Here is a 20,033-nt window from a genome sequence, read left to right on the forward strand (position 1 = left end):
CTTATTTCAGCCCGGTCTTTTTCTGCATTGCGGCCATAACGCCCGCTTTATCCGCAAAATAATGATTCAGACCGTTCGCGCGCAGGTTACAGGCGGCACACTGCCCACAGCCGTCCCCTTTAATGCCGTTGTAGCAGGTCAGGGTCTCGTTGCGAACGACATCCAGCTTGCCCCAGTAGTCGGCCAGCGCCCAGGTTTCAGCCTTATCCAGCCACATCAGCGGCGTTTCGAAGCGGGTCTCTTTTGCCATTCCCAGATCGACGGCGTGATTGAGTGCTTTCACGAATTCATCCCGGCAGTCCGGGTAGCCAGAGAAGTCGGTTTCGCACACGCCCGTGATCACCGCTTCGGCCTTCACCTGATAAGCGTATATTGCCGTCAGGGTCAGGAAGAGAATGTTGCGGCCCGGTACGAAGGTGTTCGGAATGCCGCTGGCATCAGGTTCGTAATCAGGCACCGGAATGCTGTCGCGGGTGAGGCTGCTGACGGCCAGTTCATTTAACAGCGTCACGTCCAGCACTTTATGAGCGCGGGCGCCCAGTTTGAGAGCCAGTTCACGAGCGACATCGATTTCAGCGCGATGACGCTGACCATAATCAAAAGTGACGCAGTGCACTTCATCATACTGGTGAAGCGCCTGAATCAGGCAGGTGGTGGAATCTTGTCCTCCGCTGAACACGACGACGGCACGTTTCATAGATCATCTCGACAGTTACAGTAAAAGCGTCATGTTAACGCCTGGCTAAAGCGGCGACCAGCTTCTTCACGCGTTTGGTGGAGGAAGCCAGGCTTCGGTGAAGTCAAACCAGCCGCGAGTGTTAAGGCATATGCCGTTGACGCCCGGAGGCGCGCTGATTTGATACTGGTAGTTAAAGAGCGGCGTCAGGACGGCTGTCTCCATTAACCGGCTGAATATAGCCTGAAGTCCTGCGTGTCGGTCACGCTCGTCGGCCTGCGACTGCACCGCATCCAGCGTGGCCTGCAAATGGGCGAATGCCGGTGCGCTCAGCAGATGCGGCCAGAGCGCATCGCAGCGGAGCCACTGCTCAAGCGTGTACGCCGGCGCTTCGCCAATCAGTCTGTCTCCCATCATGATGTCTGCATCGGCAAGCTGCTGGCACCCGTCCCACGTTTTGGCGTCGTGAAAGATGACGGTCAGTTCACAACCCTGCCGCGCAAGGTATGCTTTTAACTGGCTGGCCATGGTGTGAAGCTCAACCGGCAGGTGGTAGACCAGCGTCAATGCCTCTGGCAGCGCAACGTCGGTTAAATCAGGCCACTGGGGGATCGCCCAGCCGGGAAGCAGTTCCTCGGTAGGAGTGATGAGCCCTTCGTTCAGGGGAAGCGTGTGCAGCAGCGTTGAGAGATGAATGATATTAATCAGCCGCTTTGCCTGAAGTTCGCTTAGACGTGGACTCTGTTTCAGCGTGAGGTAGCAGAAGCCCAGACTGGTGCTGTTACTCACCAGCCGCAGGCTGGCCAGCTCGTCGGCCTCGCCAATGGCGATTTGCACCGGGTGGCGACAGCTGGTGCCCAGACTGTAGTCAAAAAGCTGGGGCGTGATCCAGTACTCGATAGCCTTAAGCAACGGATGGCCAAGATGATACTGCTCGTGGCTTTCCAGACGCACCAGTTCAGGCTCAAAAACGCTTAGCCGGAAGGGACCGCTGCCTACCACAGGGTAATCGGGATGCGCCAGACGGCTACAGTAGGTTGCCAGCCTGTGCGCCAGCCAGTAGTCAGGTTGATGGAGAATAAACGTCAGGCACTGCGGGTGCGTGGTTTCGATACGTAAGACGCTGCGGAACAGCGTGCCCATGCCGGGCTGCGATAACAGCGCCGTCAGGCTTTGCCGGAGCTGTGCCGTCTCTATTTTATCGCCGTTATGCCAGTGCAGGGTGGAGCGAATGTAGAAATGCCAGCGCAGGCCGTTAGCAGAGACTTCCCAGTGATGCGCCAGATCGCCCGTGGGTTCACTGCTGTTACCATTAAAACGCGTCAAACCAGAGAATACCTGTCCCGCCAGATGCTGCTCCGCCCGGCCAGGGAGAAACCCCGGCTGAAGCGGCTCCAGCGAGCGATAGTAGGGAATACGCAGCGTCGGCGTATCGTTCTGCCACTGTCCGCCCATAAACGGATGCAGCAGCGATCGCAAATCTTCAGGCGCGAGCTGGGCCAGCTCCAGCGCGTTGTGCTGCTGTCCACTTTTCAGGGCCTCTTCCATCATCGTATTACGCAACGAATCCGGGGTGACGTGAAAGCGTAATTCCCCACGCTTACCTCGTCCGGAGCGGGCGTGCCAGCTTAGCCAGCCCGCCTCCTGCGCCTGGCGCAGCAGGGTGCGAACATGTCGCTCGCTGCAAAAGCAGCGGCTGGCAAGTTCACTGATGGTCACCTGCTGCGGTGCGCCGGCAGACGGGTGCCACAGACGCTGATACTGGTTAAGACGGTTAAGCTGGCGCATGAAAAACCCGGAACAATAATTATCATCTATTCACTATTACTTCCGTATATCCCACGTAATACTGATGCACAAGTTAACCGCATCACATTTCGGGAGTAATCATGGCTCGGCTCGCTGCATTTGATATGGACGGCACGCTGTTAATGCCGGATCACCGTTTAGGGGAGAAAACCCTGAACACTCTTAAGCGCCTGCGCGAGCGTGAAGTTACCCTGACGTTTGCTACTGGTCGTCATGTGCTGGAGATGCGCCATCTGCTGGGGACATTTGCCCTCGATGCGTTCTTGATCACCGGCAACGGAACGCGCATTCACTCCGTCGACGGCGATGTGCTGCACCGTCAGGATCTGAATCCGGAGGTGGCGGACATTGTCCTGCACAGCACCTGGGATACGCAGGCCAGCGTGCATGTTTTTAATGATGAAGGCTGGTTTACCGGGCGTGAGATCCCGGCCTTGCTGCACGCTCACGTTTACAGCGGCTTTAAATATCAGCTTATCGATTTGCGCCGCATTCCGGCACACAAGGTGACCAAGATCTGCTTCTGTGGCGATCACGACGATCTCTGCCGTCTGCGTATTCAGCTTAACGAGGCGCTGGGCGAACGGGCGCACCTGACCTTCTCGGCGGTGGACTGTCTTGAAGTGCTGCCGGTGGGCTGTAACAAAGGATCCGCGCTGGCGGTGCTGAGCGATCATCTTGGGCTGACGATGCAGGACTGTATGGCCTTTGGTGACGCCATGAACGACCACGAGATGCTGAGCAACGTAGGTCGTGGGCTGATTATGGGGAACGCGATGCCGCAGCTTATCGCCGCGCTCCCGCATTTACCGGTTATTGGACACTGTCGTAACGAAGCGGTGTCCCATTTTTTGACGCATTGGCTGGACAAAAATAACCTCCCATATTCCCCCGAATAGTGAGACCCTTCCAGCAAGCCAGGCTAAAGCCTGGCTTTTTTTATTTCACCAGCTGCGAAATCTGCGCTTTCCACGGCTCAACATCGCCAATATTGGCCTGCACCCATTCTGCGTTGTAATAGGTGTCCAGGTATCGCTCCCCGCTGTCGCACAGCAGCGTGACGACAGAGCCGGTACGGCCTTCTTCACGCATCCTCGCGGCCAGCTGTAGCGCGCCCCACATATTGGTGCCGGTAGAAGCCCCGACTTTACGGCCAAGCTGTGTCTCCAGCCAGTGCGCCGTCGCGACGCTGGCGGCATCCGGCACGCGGAGCATCTCATCCACAACGTCCGGAATGAACGAGGGTTCGACGCGCGGGCGACCAATCCCTTCGATCTTGCTCCCCACGGGGCTGCGCAGGCTCGCATCGCGGGATTGCCAGTAATCGAGGAACACCGAGTTTTGCGGGTCAACCACCATCAGCTGCGTATCATAACCCTGACAGCGGATATAACGTCCGATGGTGGCGGAGGTTCCGCCCGTGCCCGCGCTCATGACAATGTAAGAGGGGACAGGATGCGGCTCATGGGTCATCTGGCGGAAAATGCTGTCCGCAATGTTATTATTGCCGCGCCAGTCGGTGGCGCGTTCGGCGAAGGTGAACTGGTCCATATAGTGACCATTCAGCTCGCGGGCCAGCATTTCGGAGGCCGCATAGATTTCGCAGGCGCTGTCCACAAAGTGGCAGCGTCCGCCGTAAAATTCGATCTGTTCAACTTTACGTTTCGCCGTGCATGAGGGCATCACGGCGATAAACGGCAGGCCCAACAGGCGGGCAAAGTAGGCTTCGGAGACGGCAGTTGATCCGGACGACGATTCAATAATCGTGGTGCCTTCTTTAATCCAGCCGTTACATAAACCGTATAAAAAGAGTGAACGCGCCAGGCGATGCTTCAGGCTACCGGTAGGATGGGTACTTTCATCTTTCAGATAGAGCTGAAGACCGGGAAATCCCGGCAGAGGCAGGCGGATTAAGTGGGTGTCTGCCGAGCGCTGATAGTCGGCATTTATTTCGCTGATGGCATGTTTAACCCAGGTGCTATTCATCGTAGTTATCCGTTTGTCATTTTGTGCCCAGCATAGCGAAAAGCACAGAAAAAATTGTTGCTATCTGACCTTTAAAATAGAATGTAAGGAGAATAATTTTCTCTTCGAGGTGGCTATGTTAGATAAAATTGACCGTAAGCTGCTTTCTTTGCTGCAAAGCGACTGTACCCTCTCTTTGCAGGCGCTGGCAGATGCCGTTAATCTGACCACCACACCGTGCTGGAAGCGCCTCAAGAAGCTGGAAGATGATGGCATTCTGCTGGGACGTGTGGCGCTGCTGGATCCCGAAAAACTGGGGCTTGGACTGACCGCCTTCGTCCTGATAAAAACGCAGCATCACAGCAGCGAATGGTACTGCCGCTTCGTCACGCAGGTTTCCGACATGCCCGAGGTGCTCGGCTTCTGGCGCATGGCGGGGGAATACGACTATCTGATGCGCGTTCAGGTGGCAGACATGAAGCGCTACGATGATTTTTACAAGCGGCTGGTCAATAGCGTACCGGGCTTGTCCGATGTCACCTCCAGCTTCGCCATGGAACAGATTAAATACACCACAGCGTTACCCATTGAATAACTTCTTAAAATACCTTCAGGAAAAGACCGCGTGCGATTATTTGCCCAATTAAGCTGGTACTTTCGTCGGGAGTGGCAACGCTACCTCGGCGCAGTGGCCCTGCTTATTATCATTGCCATTCTGCAACTGATCCCCCCCAAAGTGGTGGGCTACGTCGTGGATGGCGTTACCGAACAACATTACACCGCCGCACGGGTGATAATGTGGGTCGGTACGCTGGTGCTGACGGCCGTGGTGGTTTACCTGCTGCGTTATGTCTGGCGCGTGCTGCTGTTCGGTGCGTCCTATCAGCTTGCCGTTGAGCTGCGCGAGGACTTTTACCGTCAGCTGAGCCGCCAGCACCCTGAGTTTTATCTGCGTCACCGTACCGGGGATCTCATCGCCCGCGCCACTAACGATGTAGACCGCGTGGTGTTTGCCGCCGGTGAAGGGGTGTTAACGCTGGTGGATTCCCTGGTGATGGGCTGTGCGGTATTGATTGTGATGTCTACGCAAATTAGCTGGGAGCTCACGCTGCTGGCGCTGCTGCCAATGCCGCTGATGGCGCTGGCAATTAACCGCTACGGCGAGCAGCTCCATGAACGCTTTAAGCTGGCGCAGGCGGCGTTCTCGTCGCTGAACGATCGCACCCAGGAGAGCATGACCAGCATCCGCATGATCAAAGCGTTTGGTCTGGAAGACCGCCAGTCCGCGCTGTTTGCCGCCGACGCCGCCGATACCGGCGCGAAAAACATGCGCGTGGCGCGTATTGATGCCCGTTTCGATCCGACAATTTATATTGCGATTGGTATGGCGAACCTGCTGGCGGTGGGCGGCGGCAGCTGGATGGTGGTGCGAGGCACCATGACCCTCGGGCAGTTAACCAGCTTTGCGATGTACCTTGGGCTGATGATCTGGCCGATGCTGGCGCTGGCCTGGATGTTTAATATCGTTGAACGTGGGAGCGCCGCTTACAGCCGTATCCGCGCCATGCTGGCGGAAGTGCCGGTCGTGAACGATGGCAGCGAGCCGGTACCGGAAGGTCCGGGTATTCTCAAGGCTGATATCCGCGCCTTTATCTACCCGCAAACGGAACATCCGGTGCTTGAGAACGTCAGTTTCACGCTGCGTCCTGGTCAGATGCTGGGCATCTGCGGCCCGACGGGTTCCGGTAAAAGCACCATTCTGTCACTGATTCAGCGCCATTTTGACGTGAGCGAAGGCGATATCCGTTTCCACGACATCCCTCTGCCACGTCTGCTGCTGGATGACTGGCGCAGCCGCCTGGCGGTCGTCAGCCAGACGCCGTTTTTGTTTTCAGACACCATTGCCAACAATATTGCGCTCGGGTGTCCGACGGCGACACAGGACCAGATCGAGCACGTGGCGCGTCTGGCCAGCGTCCACGAGGATATTCTGCGCCTGCCGCAGGGCTACGACACGGAAGTGGGTGAGCGGGGCGTTATGCTCTCCGGCGGACAAAAACAGCGTATCTCTATTGCCCGCGCGCTACTGCTGGACGCTGAGATCCTGATTCTGGATGATGCGCTGTCCGCGGTTGACGGGCGTACTGAACATCAAATTCTGCATAACCTTCGCCAGTGGGGAGAGGGGCGCACGGTCATCATCAGCGCGCACCGTCTGTCGGCGCTTACCGAAGCCAGTGAAATTCTGGTGCTTCAGCACGGACATATTGCCCAGCGTGGTCAGCATGAGCAGCTCGCCGGGCAGACCGGCTGGTATCGGGATATGTACCGCTATCAACAGCTTGAAGCCGCGCTGGATGAGGAGGTGGCCGATGCGTAAGTTTGGACAGATGTGGCCGACGTTAAAACGGCTGCTGGCCTATGGCTCACCGTGGCGCAAACCGCTTTCCATCGCCGTGCTGTTGCTGTGGATCGCCGCGATTGCGGAGGTGACCGGTCCGCTGCTTATCAGCTATTTCATCGATAACATGGTAGCGAAAGGCTATTTGCCTCTCGGCCTGGTCGCCGGGCTGGGCGTGGCGTACGTCGGGCTACAGCTGACGGCTGCAGGGCTGCATTACGCGCAGTCACTGCTCTTTAACCGGGCCGCCGTGGGCGTGGTGCAGCAGCTGCGCACGGACGTGATGGATGCCGCGCTGCGCCAGCCGCTGAGCGAGTTTGATACCCAGCCGGTCGGGCAGGTTATTTCGCGCGTCACCAATGACACCGAGGTGATCCGCGACCTCTATGTAACCGTTGTTGCAACGGTTCTGCGCAGTGCCGCGCTAATTGGCGCGATGCTGGTGGCGATGTTCAGCCTGGACTGGCGGATGGCGCTGGTGGCAATCACCATTTTCCCGGCGGTGCTGATCGTGATGGTGATTTACCAGCGCTACAGCACGCCGATCGTGCGCCGCGTGCGCGCTTACCTTGCAGATATCAATGATGGCTTCAACGAAGTGATCAACGGCATGAGCGTTATTCAGCAGTTTCGCCAGCAGGCGCGTTTTGGTGAGCGAATGGGGGAAGCCAGCCGCTCGCATTATATGGCGCGGATGCAGACGTTACGCCTGGACGGTTTCCTGTTACGTCCGCTGCTGAGCCTCTTCTCGGCGCTGGTGCTGTGCGGACTGCTGATGCTGTTCGGCCTGACGACGCGCGGAACCATCGAGGTGGGGGTACTGTACGCGTTTATCAGTTACCTCGGACGCCTTAACGAACCGCTGATTGAACTCACCACGCAGCAGTCGATGCTGCAACAGGCAGTGGTCGCGGGCGAACGTGTATTCGAGCTCATGGACAGGCCGCGTCAGACCTATGGCGATGACGAACGCCCGCTGGAAAGTGGATCCATAGCGTTTGATCATGTCTCGTTTGCCTATCGCGACGACCATCTTGTCTTGCAGGATATCAACCTCGAGGTACCGTCGCGCGGTTTTGTCGCCCTGGTTGGGCATACCGGCAGCGGCAAAAGCACGCTCGCCAGTTTGCTGATGGGCTACTATCCGTTGACGCAGGGGGAGATCCGTCTGGACGGACGGCCGCTTGCCTCGCTTAGCCACAACGCGTTGCGTAAGGGCGTCGCGATGGTGCAGCAGGATCCGGTGGTGCTGGCGGATACCTTTTATGCCAACGTGACGCTGGGACGTCCTTTCACCCCTGAGCAGGTATGGGAGGTGCTGGAAACGGTGCAGCTGGCAGATCTGGCGCGCGGGTTAAGCGAGGGGATCAATACCCGGCTGGGTGAGCAGGGCAACAACCTCTCCGTCGGGCAAAAGCAACTTCTGGCGCTGGCGCGCGTGCTGATTGAGACGCCGCAGGTGTTAATTCTGGATGAAGCGACAGCAAGCATTGACTCCGGTACCGAGCAGGCGATCCAGCAGGCGCTGGCTGCCGTGCGGGATCACACTACGCTGGTGGTGATCGCCCACCGCCTGTCAACGATCGTCGATGCCGATACCATTCTGGTTCTGCACCGTGGCCAGGCCGTTGAACGGGGTACACACAGAGCGCTGCTTGAGGCAAAAGGACGCTACTGGCAGATGTATCAGTTGCAGCTGGCAGGCGACGAACTGGCCGCCAGCGTGCGCGAGGAAGAGTCACTCAGCGCCTGATGCACCATAACAAGGCAATGCGCTAACAGACTTAACCGTTGGTGCAAAACTGAAACGCACCCTGCACTGCCATGGTGCGTTTTTTTTTCACTTTTTCCCGGCGCATGCGCGCCGCGGCGCTTTCCTCCTCACCTTTCACTTCTGGCACACCCTTTGCAATATCACTCTCGTGTTAGCTGCGGCCATTACCGAATTCTGACTGGAGGGGATATATGAAGCTGGTTACGGTGGTAATCAAACCATTCAAACTCGAAGACGTGCGTGAAGCGCTGTCTTCCATGGGTATTCAGGGACTGACTGTCACCGAAGTGAAAGGCTTTGGGCGTCAGAAAGGTCATGCCGAGCTTTATCGCGGGGCGGAATACAGCGTTAACTTCCTGCCAAAAGTGAAAATTGATGTGGCGATTGCCGACGATCAGCTTGATGAGGTGATTGATGTCGTCAGCAAAGCGGCCTACACCGGAAAAATTGGCGACGGCAAAATTTTCGTTGCCGAACTACAGCGCGTTATTCGCATCCGTACCGGCGAATCTGACGAAGCGGCGTTGTAAGTAACTCCTGGCACACAGTGATAGGGATCGAGAAAATGAAGAAAGCAACAATGAAAACAGGTCTGGGGTCGCTGGCACTGCTGCCGGGCCTGGCAATGGCTGCACCTGCTGTGGCAGACAAAGCCGATAACGCCTTTATGATGATTTGCACCGCGCTGGTGCTGTTCATGACGATTCCGGGGATCGCGCTGTTTTACGGCGGCCTGATTCGCGGCAAGAACGTACTCTCCATGCTGACGCAGGTTGCCGTCACGTTCGCGCTGGTGTGCGTGCTGTGGGTGGTTTACGGTTACTCGCTGGCCTTCGGGGAGGGCAACGCCTTCTTCGGCAACGTTAACTGGGCGATGCTGAAAAATATCGAACTGACCGCGGTAATGGGCAGCTTCTATCAGTATATTCATGTCGCGTTTCAGGGCTCATTCGCCTGCATCACCGTGGGGCTGATTGTGGGCGCGCTGGCTGAGCGTATCCGCTTCTCTGCGGTACTGATTTTCGTGGTGGTCTGGCTGACGCTCTCCTATATCCCGATTGCGCATATGGTCTGGGGCGGTGGTCTGTTGGCTTCCCATGGCGCGCTGGACTTTGCGGGTGGTACCGTTGTGCACATCAACGCCGCGGTAGCAGGCCTGGTAGGCGCCTACCTGATTGGCAAACGCGTGGGCTTCGGGAAGGAAGCATTCAAGCCGCACAATCTGCCGATGGTCTTTACCGGCACCGCCATCCTCTACTTTGGCTGGTTCGGCTTCAACGCAGGTTCAGCCAGCGCCGCTAACGAAATCGCTGCACTGGCCTTCGTGAATACCGTTGTGGCAACCGCCGGCGCTATCCTCTCATGGGTATTTGGCGAGTGGGCCGTTCGCGGCAAGCCATCGCTGCTGGGTGCCTGTTCCGGGGCGATTGCCGGTCTGGTAGGTATTACGCCAGCGTGCGGTTACGTGGGCGTAGGCGGTGCGCTGCTGATCGGTATCGTCGCAGGACTGGCGGGGCTGTGGGGCGTTACCGCACTGAAACGTGTTCTGCGCGTTGACGATCCGTGTGATGTATTCGGCGTGCACGGTGTGTGCGGCATTGTCGGCTGTATCATGACCGGTATCTTTGCTGCCCAATCTCTGGGCGGTGTGGGTTACGCAGAAGGCGTAACCATGGGGCATCAGGTGCTGGTGCAGCTGGAAAGTATCGCGATCACCGTTGTCTGGTCGGGTGTTGTGGCCTTTATCGGTTACAAGCTGGCTGATATGACCGTTGGGCTGCGCGTGCCGGAAGAGCAGGAGCGCGAAGGCCTGGACGTCAACAGCCACGGCGAGAATGCCTATAACGCATAATCTGAGTGCCTTGCCGGGCGGCGGCTTCGCCTTACCCGGCCTGAAAAAGCGTAATTTGCAGGCCCGGTAAGCATAGCCACCGGGCTTTTTACATCACCCGCGATTACGCATCACACCTTCCTGCACGGTAGATGCCACCAGCACGCCATCCTGAGTGTAAAACTCCCCGCGTACAAAGCCGCGCGCGCTGGACGCAGAGGTACTTTCCACGCTGTAAAGCAGCCATTCATTCATATCGAATGGACGGTGGAACCACATGGAATGGTCAATTGTGGCTACCTGCATCCCTTTTTCGAGGAAGCCCACACCGTGCGGCTGTAGCGCAACCGGCAGGAAGTTGAAATCCGACGCATAACCCAGCAGATACTGCTGCACGCGCAAGTCTGCCGGTACGCTGCCGTTGGCGCGGATCCACACCTGGCGGGTGGGCTCAGCGGTATGCCCCTTCATTGGGTTATGAAATTCGACCGGGCGGATCTCCAGCGGTTTATCGCACAGAAACTTCTCTTTTACCTGCGGCGGCAGCAGATGCGCGAGTGCGCGGGCTATTTCGGTTTCCGATTTCAGATCGTCCGGCGACGGGGCAGACGGCATCTGTTTTTGATGCTCATAGCCCGGCTCTGGCGCCTGGAAGGAGGCGGTCATGTAGAAAATGGGTTTCCCATGCTGGATGGCCGCCACGCGACGGGCGCTGAAGCTTTGGCCGTCACGCAGAACTTCCACGTCGTACACAATCGGTTTAGCGCTGTCACCGGGGCGTAAAAAGTAGCTGTGGAATGAGTGCACCAGACGGTCTGCCGGGACGGTCTCCTTGGCGGCATACAGCGCTTGCCCCACGACCTGGCCGCCAAAAACCTGGCGTAAGCCTAAATCTTCGCTCTGTCCGCGAAATAGCCCTTCTTCTATTTTTTCCAGGTTAAGCAATGTCAGCAGATTGTTCAGTGCCTGACTCATAGTGGTCCTCAATAAACGCCGTGGCGAAAGATACGCTGAGTATAACGCAGAAACGATAGTGGTCCGATGGGTAGAATAATCTTAATACCTGGGCAAAATTAGGCATAAATCCGTGATTTGTGCCACACTTGTTTACGTTATGTGAATAAAACGACATCGGATGGGATCGATCCCGCCGGTGCATTGATGATAAGGAGACTTCAATGAAACTCGTGCCTATGTTAAGCGGTGTTGCAATGGCGGTGGCGTTGTCCGCCTGTGCGGATAATAGTGCCGATGTAGCGGTACCAACGGCGACCCCAAACGGGATTAACACCCTTTCACAGCAAGCTATTCGACAGCCTAACGTGTCCGGTACCATCTGGATCAAACAGAAAGTCGCTCTGCCGCCGGACGCGGTTTTAACGGTCACGTTATCCGATGCGTCTCTGGCGGATGCACCGTCTAAAGTCCTTGCACAGCGTGCAGTTCGTACAGAGGGTAAACAGGCGCCGTTCAGCTTCGTGCTGCCTTACAACCCGTCTGACGTCCAGCCTAACGCGCGTATCCTCCTGAGCGCGGCGGTAACGATCAACGATAAGCTGGTCTTTATCACCGATACCGTACAGGAAGCGGTCAACAAAGGCGGCACCAAAATCGACCTGACCCTGGTACCGGTGCAGCAAACTGAAGTGCCTGTTGCAACGCAAACCAATCAGCCGACTCTGCCTACACCCCCAACACAGATGTAATTTTCCTTCGCCCTCTCCATGTTGACGGGAGAGGGCGTCAGTACTCCCAGCGATACTTCTGCATATCAATCTGTCCTGCCCCGGACACCTGCACCCCTTCTGAGAGTAATGCCTGACGCTGGCGCTGCAAGTCTGGCCCGGTGAGGGAAATGGCACCATGGCGATTGACGACCCGGTGCCACGGTAACGTGCTTCCCTCCGGTAGCCTTCTCAGCACGCCTCCAACCTGACGCGCCGCGCGCGGAGAACCCGCCAGCCGGGCGACTTCCCCATAGGTCGTGACACAGCCTTCCGGAATCGAAGCCACGATTTGCCACACTCGCTGTGGGAAAGTGTCATGTTCGTCCATTGTTTCTCCTGCGGGAAATCAGCGAAGGGTAATGTTATACGAAGATAAAGAAGATTGTCGGGGCAGTTTGCGCAATAATCCAGCATACGGTTCCCAGCGGCTTGCAATTGAGGTGCTCCACAGGGATAATGCGCCAGCGCGTTGGTTATCAACGCTCTCAATGGGGGCTCTGTTGGTTCTCCCGCAACGCTACTCTGTTCACCAGGTCAGGTCCGGAAGGAAGCAGCCAGGGCAGACGACGTGGGTGCCGGGATGTAGCTGGCAGGGCCCCCACCCATTTGTGATCCTCTCAGTTGTTCCCCTGAATAAACCTTCTAAATTATGTGACTATTGTATTTTCTGTAATACAGCCTTCATTTAACTGAAATAATAATGTCATAAACCTGTAATAATAGACTGTCATTTTATTTTCGGATGCCTTTATTCTGTCATAAGCTAAAAAATATATATCTGGATAACAAACTTATCTTCGTGTATTAAATTAAACACGTGTTCCGAAAGGATGTGACAATCATGGTTACTGCGGTTTTAAACGTTAAAATTGATGAAGCGCTAAAAGAAAGACTTCGCCACTATGCGGAAGACAATAATGAGAATTTAAGCGTGACCACAGAGAAACTGCTGCTGCTGGCTTTTGAAGCAGTAGAAGAGGCGGGAGTATCGGAAGAGGATGTTGATAATCAGCATACGGAAGAAGAGAGCGTAACTCCATTTACTCCTAAAGAAATCAAAGCACTACGTAAACTTCTGAAGAAGAGAAAATGAAACAACAACTATCGACTGCCAGTGACTACAACGAGGCCTGCAATCTGTTACGTTCCGGCTACGTGAAACATGTTCGTCTTGGCTGGAATGTAGGAAGTGATGAGTTCTTTCGAATTGCGTCTGACTGGTGTGATACCGGTGCAAAAATAAAGAAAGAAGGGGATAATTTCATTATTTCGCTGAAAGGCTTCCCGATTCCTCCTCAACATTAAGCTGTTCTTCACGAAAACTGCTGACTGCATGCGTTACAGTCAGCAGTTTTTATTGTTTCTGGCGAATAATTTACACCAGGCTCCGTTTTACTGGCGCTACACTTTTATTTAACGCACGCCACAGCGGTTTGATCCGCAATAATGCCTCTTCAAGTTCTGGCGGACTGAGTGAGAAGGGCATTCGCAGATAGCGGTCAAACGCGCCTGAAAGCCCAAAGCGCGTGCCGGTGCCCATAATGATGCCTGTCGTCTCGGCGCGTGCCGCCAGCTGCGTCGCCAGCATGCCGGGTAATTCAATCCAGTATGAGAGCCCTCCCTCCGCTTCCTGAAACCGCCATTCGGGGAAATGTTCCCGCAGCATCTGGCCGCAGCGGTCGCGACGTTCTGCCAGCATTTCCCGCCGGGCAGGCAGGAAGGTTTCACTGTTTTCGATAAGCCACAGCGTGGCCAGTTGTTCCAGCACCGGAGAACCCAGATCCAGCGTGTCGCGCGTCTGCGCGAGCGTGGCGATAGTGCGGGACGAGGCGCGGATCCAGCCGAGACGCAGCCCACCCCAGAAACTTTTGCCTGCGGAACCCAGCGTCATCACCGCGGCCTCCGGGTTAAAGGCGGCCAGCGGCGGCGGCGGGGGAGCATCGAACCAGAGATCGACCATGGTTTCATCCACCACCAGCGTGGTGCGGGTTTGCGCGGCGATGTCGGTTATGGTCTGGCGCGTCGCGGCATCCATGCAACGCCCGGTCGGATTATGAAAATCCGGCATCAGATAGGCCAGACGCGGGGCGGTCTGGGCGAGCGTTGCGGCAAAACCGTCGGTATCCCAACCCGTTTCAGGCAGCGAGACGCCCACGGGCCGGCATAGTGCTCCCTGAATGGCGGCTATTGCCAGCGGGTAAGTGGGATGATCCACCACCACGCGATCCCCGGGACCGGTCATCATTCTTAAGATCAGGGCAAAGCCGCTGACGGCGCCGTTCACCACCATCACTTCGTCTGCCCGGGTGGGCAGACCGCGTGCGGTGTAGCGGGCGGCGATAGCTTCACGCAGCGCCGGAAGCCCAAGCTGATCGTACCCGGTCAGCGCCAGATTCGGCGTGATGGCCGTTAGCGCGTGGGCGTAGGCCTGGTGGATCTCTGGCCCCGCGTTGAGCGCGGCGGTTGAGAGATCCAGCGCCGCACTGGCTGTGGAAAGCGTGGGCACGGCGCGGCTGTCTGGCAGGATCGCCCGCGAACCGCTGCCGTGACGGCTCTCCAGATAACCTTCTTCCCGCAGATGCGCCAGCGCGCTGCTGATGGTGGTGCGGCTTACGCTCAGTGCGGTGGCCAGCTCCCGCTCTCCGGGCAGGCGCGTGTTTAGCGCCAGCCTGCCATCCAGAATCAACAGGCGTAACGCGTCAGCCAGCTGGCGCCACAGCGGGGTACGGGAAGAGGCTTGCTGCCAGTGCCCTAACAGGCGTACCAGAGACTGGCTTCCAAAACGACGTGATGACATGTGCAGTCCACTATTTGAAAACTGGACATTAATCATAGTGCCATTTTCACCGAAGATGGAACCTGGTACTTCGGAGAAGAGAAAATGGTACGTCGTCTGGTACAACTTTATGTCGGTTTAGGCCTGTACGGGCTTTCAACCGCGATGTTTATTCGTTCGGATCTGGGTGTCGACCCTTGGGATGTCTTTCACCTTGGCGTCGCCATCCAGACAGGGATGAGCATCGGCACGGTGATTATTTTAACCGGGGCAGCGGTGCTGCTGCTGTGGATCCCGCTGCGTCAGCTGCCGGGGCTGGGCACTATCAGTAATGTGATTTGTATTGGTCTGGCGGCAGATGCGTCAATGGCGCTGATCCCTGAGCTCACCTCGCTGCCCGTGCGCATCACCCTGCTGGTTTCCGGCATTGTGGTTAACGCCCTTGCCACCGGGATGTATATCGGCGCGGGTTTTGGCGCAGGCCCGCGCGACGGCCTGATGACCGGCATACACGCCCGGCTGGGCTGGTCGATCCGCAGCGTGCGTACCGCGATCGAGGTGACTGTGTTGATCGTCGGCTACCTCCTCGGGGGAGCGTTTGGCGTTGGAACCGTGCTGTATGCATTAACCATCGGCCCGCTGATCCAGCTTTGTTTGCCGTGGTTTCGCCCGAGACCGCGCATTCAGAAAGCTCCACAGCCGGAGCGGATTGTTTAATTTTGCGAAGCGCTCACAGGCTATGATGGCGTAACTGTGTCAGAATAGAGACTTCTCTTTTCACGACGCCAGAATGTATGAAAGCGATCACTCTTTATGACGTTGCCCGCGTGGCAGGCGTTTCTTATCAGACCGTTTCCCGGGTGATTAACGACGCGGAACACGTTTCTGCCCGTACGCGGGAAAAGGTCCGGCAGGCCATGGCGGCGCTACACTATGTGCCCAACCGTGGCGCGCAGCAGCTGGCCGGGAAACGCACCCGCACGCTGGGGCTGATGACCAGCGATCTGGCGCTACATGCGCCGTCGCAAATCGCCTCAGCTGTAAAATCCCGGGCAGTGGAGCAGGGGGCTAGCGTACTCATCTCCATGGTGGAGCAACCCGCGCAGTGTCAGGCTGCTTTGCAGGAATTACTGGCGCAGCGCGTAGAGGCGCTGCTGGTGAACGTTCCGCTGGAAGATGCCCTGGCAGAAATGCTTCAGGAAATGGCCTCGCCGACCCCGGTTCTTTTTCTCGATGTGTCCCCCACAGCTCGGGTTAACAGTCTCGTTTTCAATGCCGAACAGGGCGCTGCCCTGGGGGCAGAGCATCTGCTTTCGCTGGGGCACCAGCGAATTGCGCTGCTCGCCGGGCCGGAAAGTTCTGTCTCTGCCCGGGCTCGTCTGGCGGGATGGAAAACCACGCTGGCTCAGGCCGACGTGGAGGCGTTTGCGGTGGCGCAGGGCGACTGGAGCGCGGCTTCGGGCTATGAGAAAGGGCATCAGCTCCTGGCGGGCGCGCAGCTGCCGGAGGCGATCCTCGTCGCTAACGATCAGATGGCGCTTGGCGTTTTACGCGCCTGTGCGGAAAAAGGCGTTGCGGTACCGGGGCAGATCTCGGTTGTCGGGTTTGATGATACGGCTGACAGCGCGTGGTTTTCACCTCCGCTCACCACCGTTCGGCAGGCGTTCCGCGAGGCCGGTGAGCGCAGCGTGGAGTGGCTGATGGCACCTGCCCATCACCACGAACGCAGGCAGGAACAACTTCCCGTTACGTTGATCGTGCGTCATTCCACCGCGCCGCGCGCCGCACAGCAGGCCGATCGTGAAGATCTTGCGCAACAGCTCAGAACGCTGGCGCTGCTGGCGGAGAAACTGGCGCGCAGCTAGCACTTTTGTGATCGTGCTCGCCTGGTGACGATCAAAGTCTTTACCGCTACCGTTTACCAGGGCATGTTGGCTAAAATTGTGAGCGCTTCGCAAAGAGGTTGATATGTCTTCTACATTGCCGCTGACTCTCAGCGCACTTCTGGCGCGTCGTGACTGGGAAAACCCGGGTGTGACGCAGTGGAATCGTCTGGCCGCACACGCGCTTTTTCATAGCTGGCGCGATGAAACCTTCGCCCGCGAGGATAAGCCTTCGCGGAGCAAGCGTCTGCTTAACGGCATCTGGCGATTCAGCTTTTTCCCGGCGCCAGAGCAGGTTCCGGAGGCATGGATAACGGACGATCTGGCTGATGCCGTTGAGATGCCCGTGCCGTCGAACTGGCAGATGCAGGGATTTGATACTCCCATCTATACCAACGTCACCTATCCGATAAATGTGAACCCGCCCTATGTTCCGGTTGAAAACCCAACCGGTTGTTACTCGCTCACATTTGAGATGGATGACGCCTGGATGTGCAGCGGGCAAACCCGCATTATTTTTGACGGGGTGAATTCAGCTTTTCATCTGTGGTGTAACGGCCAGTGGATGGGCTATTCGCAGGACAGCCGTCTGCCTGCGGAGTTCGATCTCAGCGCGGTGCTGCGACCGGGGCAGAACCGCCTGGCGGTGATGGTGTTACGCTGGTGCGACGGAAGCTATCTGGAAGATCAGGACATGTGGCGGATGAGTGGCATTTTCCGTGACGTCTCGCTGCTGCACAAGCCGGAAACGCGAATTGCCGATTATCAGATCGTGACCGATCTGAATGCCGAATGCGATCGGGCGATACTCCGGGTTGACGTTGCGCTGGAAGGCACACGCTACGCCGAATGCGAGGTGGCGTTTACCCTGTGGCGTAACGGCGAAGCCTGCGCGCAAACCACGCAGCAGCCCGGATCGGCCATCGTGGACGAACGCGGCAGTTGGGCAGAACGGCTTAGGGTGGCGATACCCGTGAACGCTCCTGCGCTATGGAGCGCTGAAACACCGGAATGCTATCGGCTGACAATATCGCTTCGGGATGCGCAGGGTAACGTGCTGGAGACTGAAGCCTGCGATGTCGGTTTCAGACGCGTCGAAATCAGCAACGGCCAGCTGAAGCTTAACGGCAAACCGCTGCTGATCCGCGGCGTGAACCGTCACGAACATCATCCTGAGAAGGGGCAGGTGATGGATGAGGCGACCATGCGCCGCGACATCGAAATGATGAAGCAGCATAACTTCAACGCCGTGCGCTGCTCGCATTATCCGAACCATCCTCTGTGGTACACGCTTTGCGATCGCTACGGCCTGTACGTGGTTGATGAGGCGAATATTGAAACCCATGGCATGGTGCCAATGAGCCGCCTGGCGGACGATCCGCGCTGGCTGCCTGCCATGAGCGAACGCGTAACGCGTATGGTGCAGCGGGACCGGAATCATCCGTCCATCATCATCTGGTCCCTGGGGAATGAGTCCGGGCATGGGGCGAATCACGATGCGCTGTACCGCTGGCTGAAAACCACCGATCCCACGCGGCCGGTGCAGTATGAAGGCGGCGGCGCCAGTACGGCGGCAACCGATATTGTCTGCCCGATGTACGCTCGCGTCGATCAGGATCAGCCGTTCCCGGCGGTGCCAAAGTGGTCGATTAAAAAGTGGATTGGTATGCCGGACGAAACCCGTCCGCTGATCCTGTGCGAGTATGCCCACGCGATGGGCAACAGCTTTGGCGGCTTTGCCAGCTACTGGCAGGCATTCCGCAGCCATCCCCGGTTGCAGGGCGGCTTTGTCTGGGACTGGGTCGATCAGGCGCTGACGAAAAAAGCGGAAGACGGCACGGTATTCTGGGCCTACGGCGGCGATTTTGGCGATAAGCCCAACGACCGTCAGTTCTGCCTCAACGGACTGGTGTTTCCCGATCGCACTCCGCATCCCGCCCTTTACGAGGCGCAGCGTGCCCAGCAGTTCTTTACCTTTACGCTGGTGAGCACCGCTCCGCTGGTCGTCGAGATCCAGAGCGATTATGTGTTCCGTCATACTGACAACGAGTATCTGCGATGGTCGGTGGCGCGTGACGGTGCGGTACTGGCTTCCGGCGAAACCCCCCTTTCTGTTGCGCCCGAGGGGACGCAGCACGTTGAGATCCCGCTGCCTGAACTTGTCGCTGAGCCGGGCGAGGTCTGGCTCAACGTGGAGATCGTTCAGCCGCAGGCCACGCCGTGGTCGCCGCCCGGCCACCGTTGTGCCTGGGATCAGTGGCTGCTCCCGGCGCCGCTGTACCTTGCGCCACCGAAAGCAGGCGGAACCCCTCCGCAGCTAACGGTGCAGGACGAGGCGCTGGACATTACTCATCAGCAGCAGCGCTGGCAGTTTAGCCGTCTCACCGGAAACTTGACCCAGTGGTGGAACGAGGGCGCTGAAACGCTCCGTTCTCCGCTAACGGATAACTTCACCCGCGCGCCGCTGGACAATGACATTGGCGTCAGCGAGGCGACCCGCATCGATCCGAACGCGTGGGTGGAACGCTGGAAAGCGGCAGGGATGTATGAGATGTCTGCGCGCCTCCTCCAGTGTGAAGCGGAGCAGCATAACCGTGAGGTGGTGGTGACCACGCAGCACGTCTGGGAGCATCAGGGTAAAGCGCTGTTTATAAGCTGCAAGGTCTGGCGGATTGATGACCACGGGGTGCTGCACGGTGATGTGCAGGTGACGGTGGCGTCTGACATTCCTGAGCCCGCTCGCGTGGGCCTGAGCGTTATGCTGGCGGATATCCCGGAAACGGTGCGCTGGCTGGGACTAGGCCCGCTGGAAAACTATCCGGACAGAAAACTGGCGGCGCAGCAGGGGCGCTGGGCGTTACCGCTGGAAGAGATGCAGACGCCGTATATCTTCCCGACGGAGAACGGTTTGCGCTGCGACACCCGCGAGCTGACGTTTGGCTCCCATCAGTTGCAGGGACAGTTCCATTTCTCCCTGAGCCGTTATAGCCAGCGGCAGCTGCATGAGACAACGCATCAGCACTTGCTGCGGGAAGAGGCTGGCTGCTGGTTGAATCTTGATGCGTTTCACATGGGCGTAGGGGGGGACGACTCATGGAGCCCGAGCGTAGCCCCGGCCTTCATTCTGCAAAACCGCCGGCTGCGCTACACGTTTAGCTGGCAGCAGAACGGCTGAGCCGAAACGTGCGGCC

General features: G+C 57.6%; 18 protein-coding genes and 1 other RNA gene. 13 read left to right on the plus strand and 6 right to left on the minus strand.

The window, feature by feature from the left end:
* Position 1 precedes the first annotated feature (1 nt).
* Both queC and ACOTXL_RS06855 read right to left on the minus strand, forming a co-directional pair.
* Positions 2-697 (minus strand): 7-cyano-7-deazaguanine synthase QueC, encoded by a 696-nt coding sequence (gene queC / locus ACOTXL_RS06850; protein ID WP_015571271.1) that lies wholly within the window; start codon positions 695-697, stop codon positions 2-4.
* Positions 698-763: 66 nt separating this feature from the next.
* The gene (locus tag ACOTXL_RS06855) at positions 764-2,464 is read right to left on the minus strand and encodes an SgrR family transcriptional regulator (RefSeq protein ID WP_045350604.1); all 1,701 of its coding nucleotides are present in this window, start codon (positions 2,462-2,464) and stop codon (positions 764-766) included.
* A 101-nt stretch (positions 2,465-2,565) separates the two neighbouring features.
* Between ACOTXL_RS06855 and cof the strand changes: the two genes are divergently transcribed.
* A complete protein-coding gene (gene cof / locus ACOTXL_RS06860) occupies positions 2,566-3,384 on the plus strand; it encodes an HMP-PP phosphatase (RefSeq protein ID WP_003859037.1) in 819 nt (272 codons plus the stop codon).
* Positions 3,385-3,424: 40 nt separating this feature from the next.
* On the opposite strand, the gene ACOTXL_RS06865 is transcribed toward cof, so the two are convergent.
* Positions 3,425-4,471, minus strand: a complete 1,047-nt coding sequence (locus ACOTXL_RS06865; protein ID WP_045350603.1) for a PLP-dependent cysteine synthase family protein — start codon at positions 4,469-4,471, stop codon at positions 3,425-3,427.
* A gap of 115 nt (positions 4,472-4,586) precedes the next feature.
* On the opposite strand from ACOTXL_RS06865, the gene ACOTXL_RS06870 reads away from it, so the two are divergent.
* From ACOTXL_RS06870 to amtB, 5 genes are all read left to right on the plus strand, one after another.
* The gene (locus tag ACOTXL_RS06870; protein ID WP_015571267.1) at positions 4,587-5,045 is read left to right on the plus strand and encodes an Lrp/AsnC family transcriptional regulator; all 459 of its coding nucleotides are present in this window, start codon (positions 4,587-4,589) and stop codon (positions 5,043-5,045) included.
* Positions 5,046-5,075: 30 nt separating this feature from the next.
* The gene (locus ACOTXL_RS06875; RefSeq protein WP_032608655.1) at positions 5,076-6,830 is read left to right on the plus strand and encodes a SmdA family multidrug ABC transporter permease/ATP-binding protein; all 1,755 of its coding nucleotides are present in this window, start codon (positions 5,076-5,078) and stop codon (positions 6,828-6,830) included.
* The gene (locus tag ACOTXL_RS06880; RefSeq protein ID WP_045350602.1) at positions 6,823-8,604 is read left to right on the plus strand and encodes a SmdB family multidrug efflux ABC transporter permease/ATP-binding protein; all 1,782 of its coding nucleotides are present in this window, start codon (positions 6,823-6,825) and stop codon (positions 8,602-8,604) included. Before ACOTXL_RS06875 ends, ACOTXL_RS06880 begins: the two co-directional genes overlap by 8 nt.
* Before the next feature lie 212 nt (positions 8,605-8,816).
* Positions 8,817-9,155 (plus strand): P-II family nitrogen regulator, encoded by a 339-nt coding sequence (gene glnK, locus ACOTXL_RS06885; RefSeq protein ID WP_006809867.1) that lies wholly within the window; start codon positions 8,817-8,819, stop codon positions 9,153-9,155.
* Positions 9,156-9,190: 35 nt separating this feature from the next.
* Positions 9,191-10,477 (plus strand): ammonium transporter AmtB, encoded by a 1,287-nt coding sequence (gene amtB / locus ACOTXL_RS06890; RefSeq protein WP_022650485.1) that lies wholly within the window; start codon positions 9,191-9,193, stop codon positions 10,475-10,477.
* A gap of 93 nt (positions 10,478-10,570) precedes the next feature.
* On the opposite strand, the gene tesB is transcribed toward amtB, so the two are convergent.
* On the minus strand, positions 10,571-11,431 hold the full coding sequence (gene tesB, locus ACOTXL_RS06895) for an acyl-CoA thioesterase II (RefSeq protein ID WP_023324238.1): 861 nt from the start codon (positions 11,429-11,431) through the stop codon (positions 10,571-10,573).
* 203 nt (positions 11,432-11,634) lie between these two features.
* Here tesB and ACOTXL_RS06900 point away from each other — a divergent pair, with 203 nt between their 5' ends.
* The gene (locus ACOTXL_RS06900; protein WP_045350601.1) at positions 11,635-12,162 is read left to right on the plus strand and encodes a YbaY family lipoprotein; all 528 of its coding nucleotides are present in this window, start codon (positions 11,635-11,637) and stop codon (positions 12,160-12,162) included.
* Positions 12,163-12,199: 37 nt separating this feature from the next.
* Here the strand turns inward: ACOTXL_RS06900 and ACOTXL_RS06905 are convergent, their stop codons facing one another.
* Positions 12,200-12,511 carry an MGMT family protein gene (locus ACOTXL_RS06905; protein ID WP_003859016.1) on the minus strand — a complete coding sequence of 104 codons (312 nt, stop codon included), beginning with the start codon at positions 12,509-12,511 and terminating at the stop codon, positions 12,200-12,202.
* Between the two features lie 170 nt (positions 12,512-12,681).
* On the opposite strand from ACOTXL_RS06905, the gene ffs reads away from it, so the two are divergent.
* The 3 genes from ffs to ACOTXL_RS06920 all read left to right on the plus strand — a co-directional run bounded on the left by ffs (position 12,682) and on the right by ACOTXL_RS06920 (position 13,488).
* Positions 12,682-12,778, plus strand: an RNA gene (gene ffs / locus ACOTXL_RS06910) — signal recognition particle sRNA small type.
* Positions 12,779-13,024: 246 nt separating this feature from the next.
* Positions 13,025-13,276, plus strand: coding sequence for a hypothetical protein (locus ACOTXL_RS06915; RefSeq protein WP_006809862.1), 252 nt, complete (start codon positions 13,025-13,027; stop codon positions 13,274-13,276).
* On the plus strand, positions 13,273-13,488 hold the full coding sequence (locus ACOTXL_RS06920; protein WP_015571263.1) for a hypothetical protein: 216 nt from the start codon (positions 13,273-13,275) through the stop codon (positions 13,486-13,488). The genes ACOTXL_RS06915 and ACOTXL_RS06920 overlap by 4 nt, the downstream gene beginning before the upstream one ends.
* Positions 13,489-13,558: 70 nt before the next feature.
* Here ACOTXL_RS06920 and ACOTXL_RS06925 read toward each other — a convergent pair whose 3' ends face one another.
* Positions 13,559-14,980, minus strand: coding sequence for a PLP-dependent aminotransferase family protein (locus ACOTXL_RS06925; RefSeq protein WP_022650488.1), 1,422 nt, complete (start codon positions 14,978-14,980; stop codon positions 13,559-13,561).
* An 84-nt stretch (positions 14,981-15,064) separates the two neighbouring features.
* On the opposite strand from ACOTXL_RS06925, the gene ACOTXL_RS06930 reads away from it, so the two are divergent.
* The 3 genes from ACOTXL_RS06930 (at position 15,065) to ACOTXL_RS06940 (ending at position 20,017) form a co-directional block, all read left to right on the plus strand.
* Entirely contained in the window at positions 15,065-15,676 is a 612-nt protein-coding gene (locus ACOTXL_RS06930; RefSeq protein WP_032608660.1) for a YczE/YyaS/YitT family protein, read from the plus strand.
* 77 nt (positions 15,677-15,753) lie between these two features.
* On the plus strand, positions 15,754-16,824 hold the full coding sequence (locus ACOTXL_RS06935) for a LacI family DNA-binding transcriptional regulator (protein WP_032608661.1): 1,071 nt from the start codon (positions 15,754-15,756) through the stop codon (positions 16,822-16,824).
* A gap of 103 nt (positions 16,825-16,927) precedes the next feature.
* Entirely contained in the window at positions 16,928-20,017 is a 3,090-nt protein-coding gene (locus tag ACOTXL_RS06940) for a beta-galactosidase (RefSeq protein WP_045350600.1), read from the plus strand.
* The last annotated feature ends 16 nt before the right edge of the window (positions 20,018-20,033 follow it).

Origin of the sequence: Enterobacter cloacae complex sp. IR5402, assembly GCF_049238125.1 — a bacterium.
Taxonomy (GTDB): domain Bacteria; phylum Pseudomonadota; class Gammaproteobacteria; order Enterobacterales; family Enterobacteriaceae; genus Enterobacter; species Enterobacter hormaechei_C.

Bases quoted from the DNA above. Each gene is read 5' to 3' on its own strand.
- queC (WP_015571271.1), bottom strand. From the start codon at position 697: ATGAAACGTGCCGTCGTCGTGTTCAGCGGAGGACAAGATTCCACCACC.
- ACOTXL_RS06855 (WP_045350604.1), bottom strand. From the start codon at position 2,464: ATGCGCCAGCTTAACCGTCTTAACCAGTATCAGCGTCTGTGGCACCCG.
- cof (WP_003859037.1), top strand. From the start codon at position 2,566: ATGGCTCGGCTCGCTGCATTTGATATGGACGGCACGCTGTTAATGCCG.
- ACOTXL_RS06865 (WP_045350603.1), bottom strand. From the start codon at position 4,471: ATGAATAGCACCTGGGTTAAACATGCCATCAGCGAAATAAATGCCGAC.
- ACOTXL_RS06870 (WP_015571267.1), top strand. From the start codon at position 4,587: ATGTTAGATAAAATTGACCGTAAGCTGCTTTCTTTGCTGCAAAGCGAC.
- ACOTXL_RS06880 (WP_045350602.1), top strand. From the start codon at position 6,823: ATGCGTAAGTTTGGACAGATGTGGCCGACGTTAAAACGGCTGCTGGCC.
- glnK (WP_006809867.1), top strand. From the start codon at position 8,817: ATGAAGCTGGTTACGGTGGTAATCAAACCATTCAAACTCGAAGACGTG.
- amtB (WP_022650485.1), top strand. From the start codon at position 9,191: ATGAAGAAAGCAACAATGAAAACAGGTCTGGGGTCGCTGGCACTGCTG.
- tesB (WP_023324238.1), bottom strand. From the start codon at position 11,431: ATGAGTCAGGCACTGAACAATCTGCTGACATTGCTTAACCTGGAAAAA.
- ACOTXL_RS06900 (WP_045350601.1), top strand. From the start codon at position 11,635: ATGAAACTCGTGCCTATGTTAAGCGGTGTTGCAATGGCGGTGGCGTTG.
- ACOTXL_RS06905 (WP_003859016.1), bottom strand. From the start codon at position 12,511: ATGGACGAACATGACACTTTCCCACAGCGAGTGTGGCAAATCGTGGCT.
- ACOTXL_RS06915 (WP_006809862.1), top strand. From the start codon at position 13,025: ATGGTTACTGCGGTTTTAAACGTTAAAATTGATGAAGCGCTAAAAGAA.
- ACOTXL_RS06920 (WP_015571263.1), top strand. From the start codon at position 13,273: ATGAAACAACAACTATCGACTGCCAGTGACTACAACGAGGCCTGCAAT.
- ACOTXL_RS06925 (WP_022650488.1), bottom strand. From the start codon at position 14,980: ATGTCATCACGTCGTTTTGGAAGCCAGTCTCTGGTACGCCTGTTAGGG.
- ACOTXL_RS06930 (WP_032608660.1), top strand. From the start codon at position 15,065: ATGGTACGTCGTCTGGTACAACTTTATGTCGGTTTAGGCCTGTACGGG.
- ACOTXL_RS06935 (WP_032608661.1), top strand. From the start codon at position 15,754: ATGAAAGCGATCACTCTTTATGACGTTGCCCGCGTGGCAGGCGTTTCT.
- ACOTXL_RS06940 (WP_045350600.1), top strand. From the start codon at position 16,928: ATGTCTTCTACATTGCCGCTGACTCTCAGCGCACTTCTGGCGCGTCGT.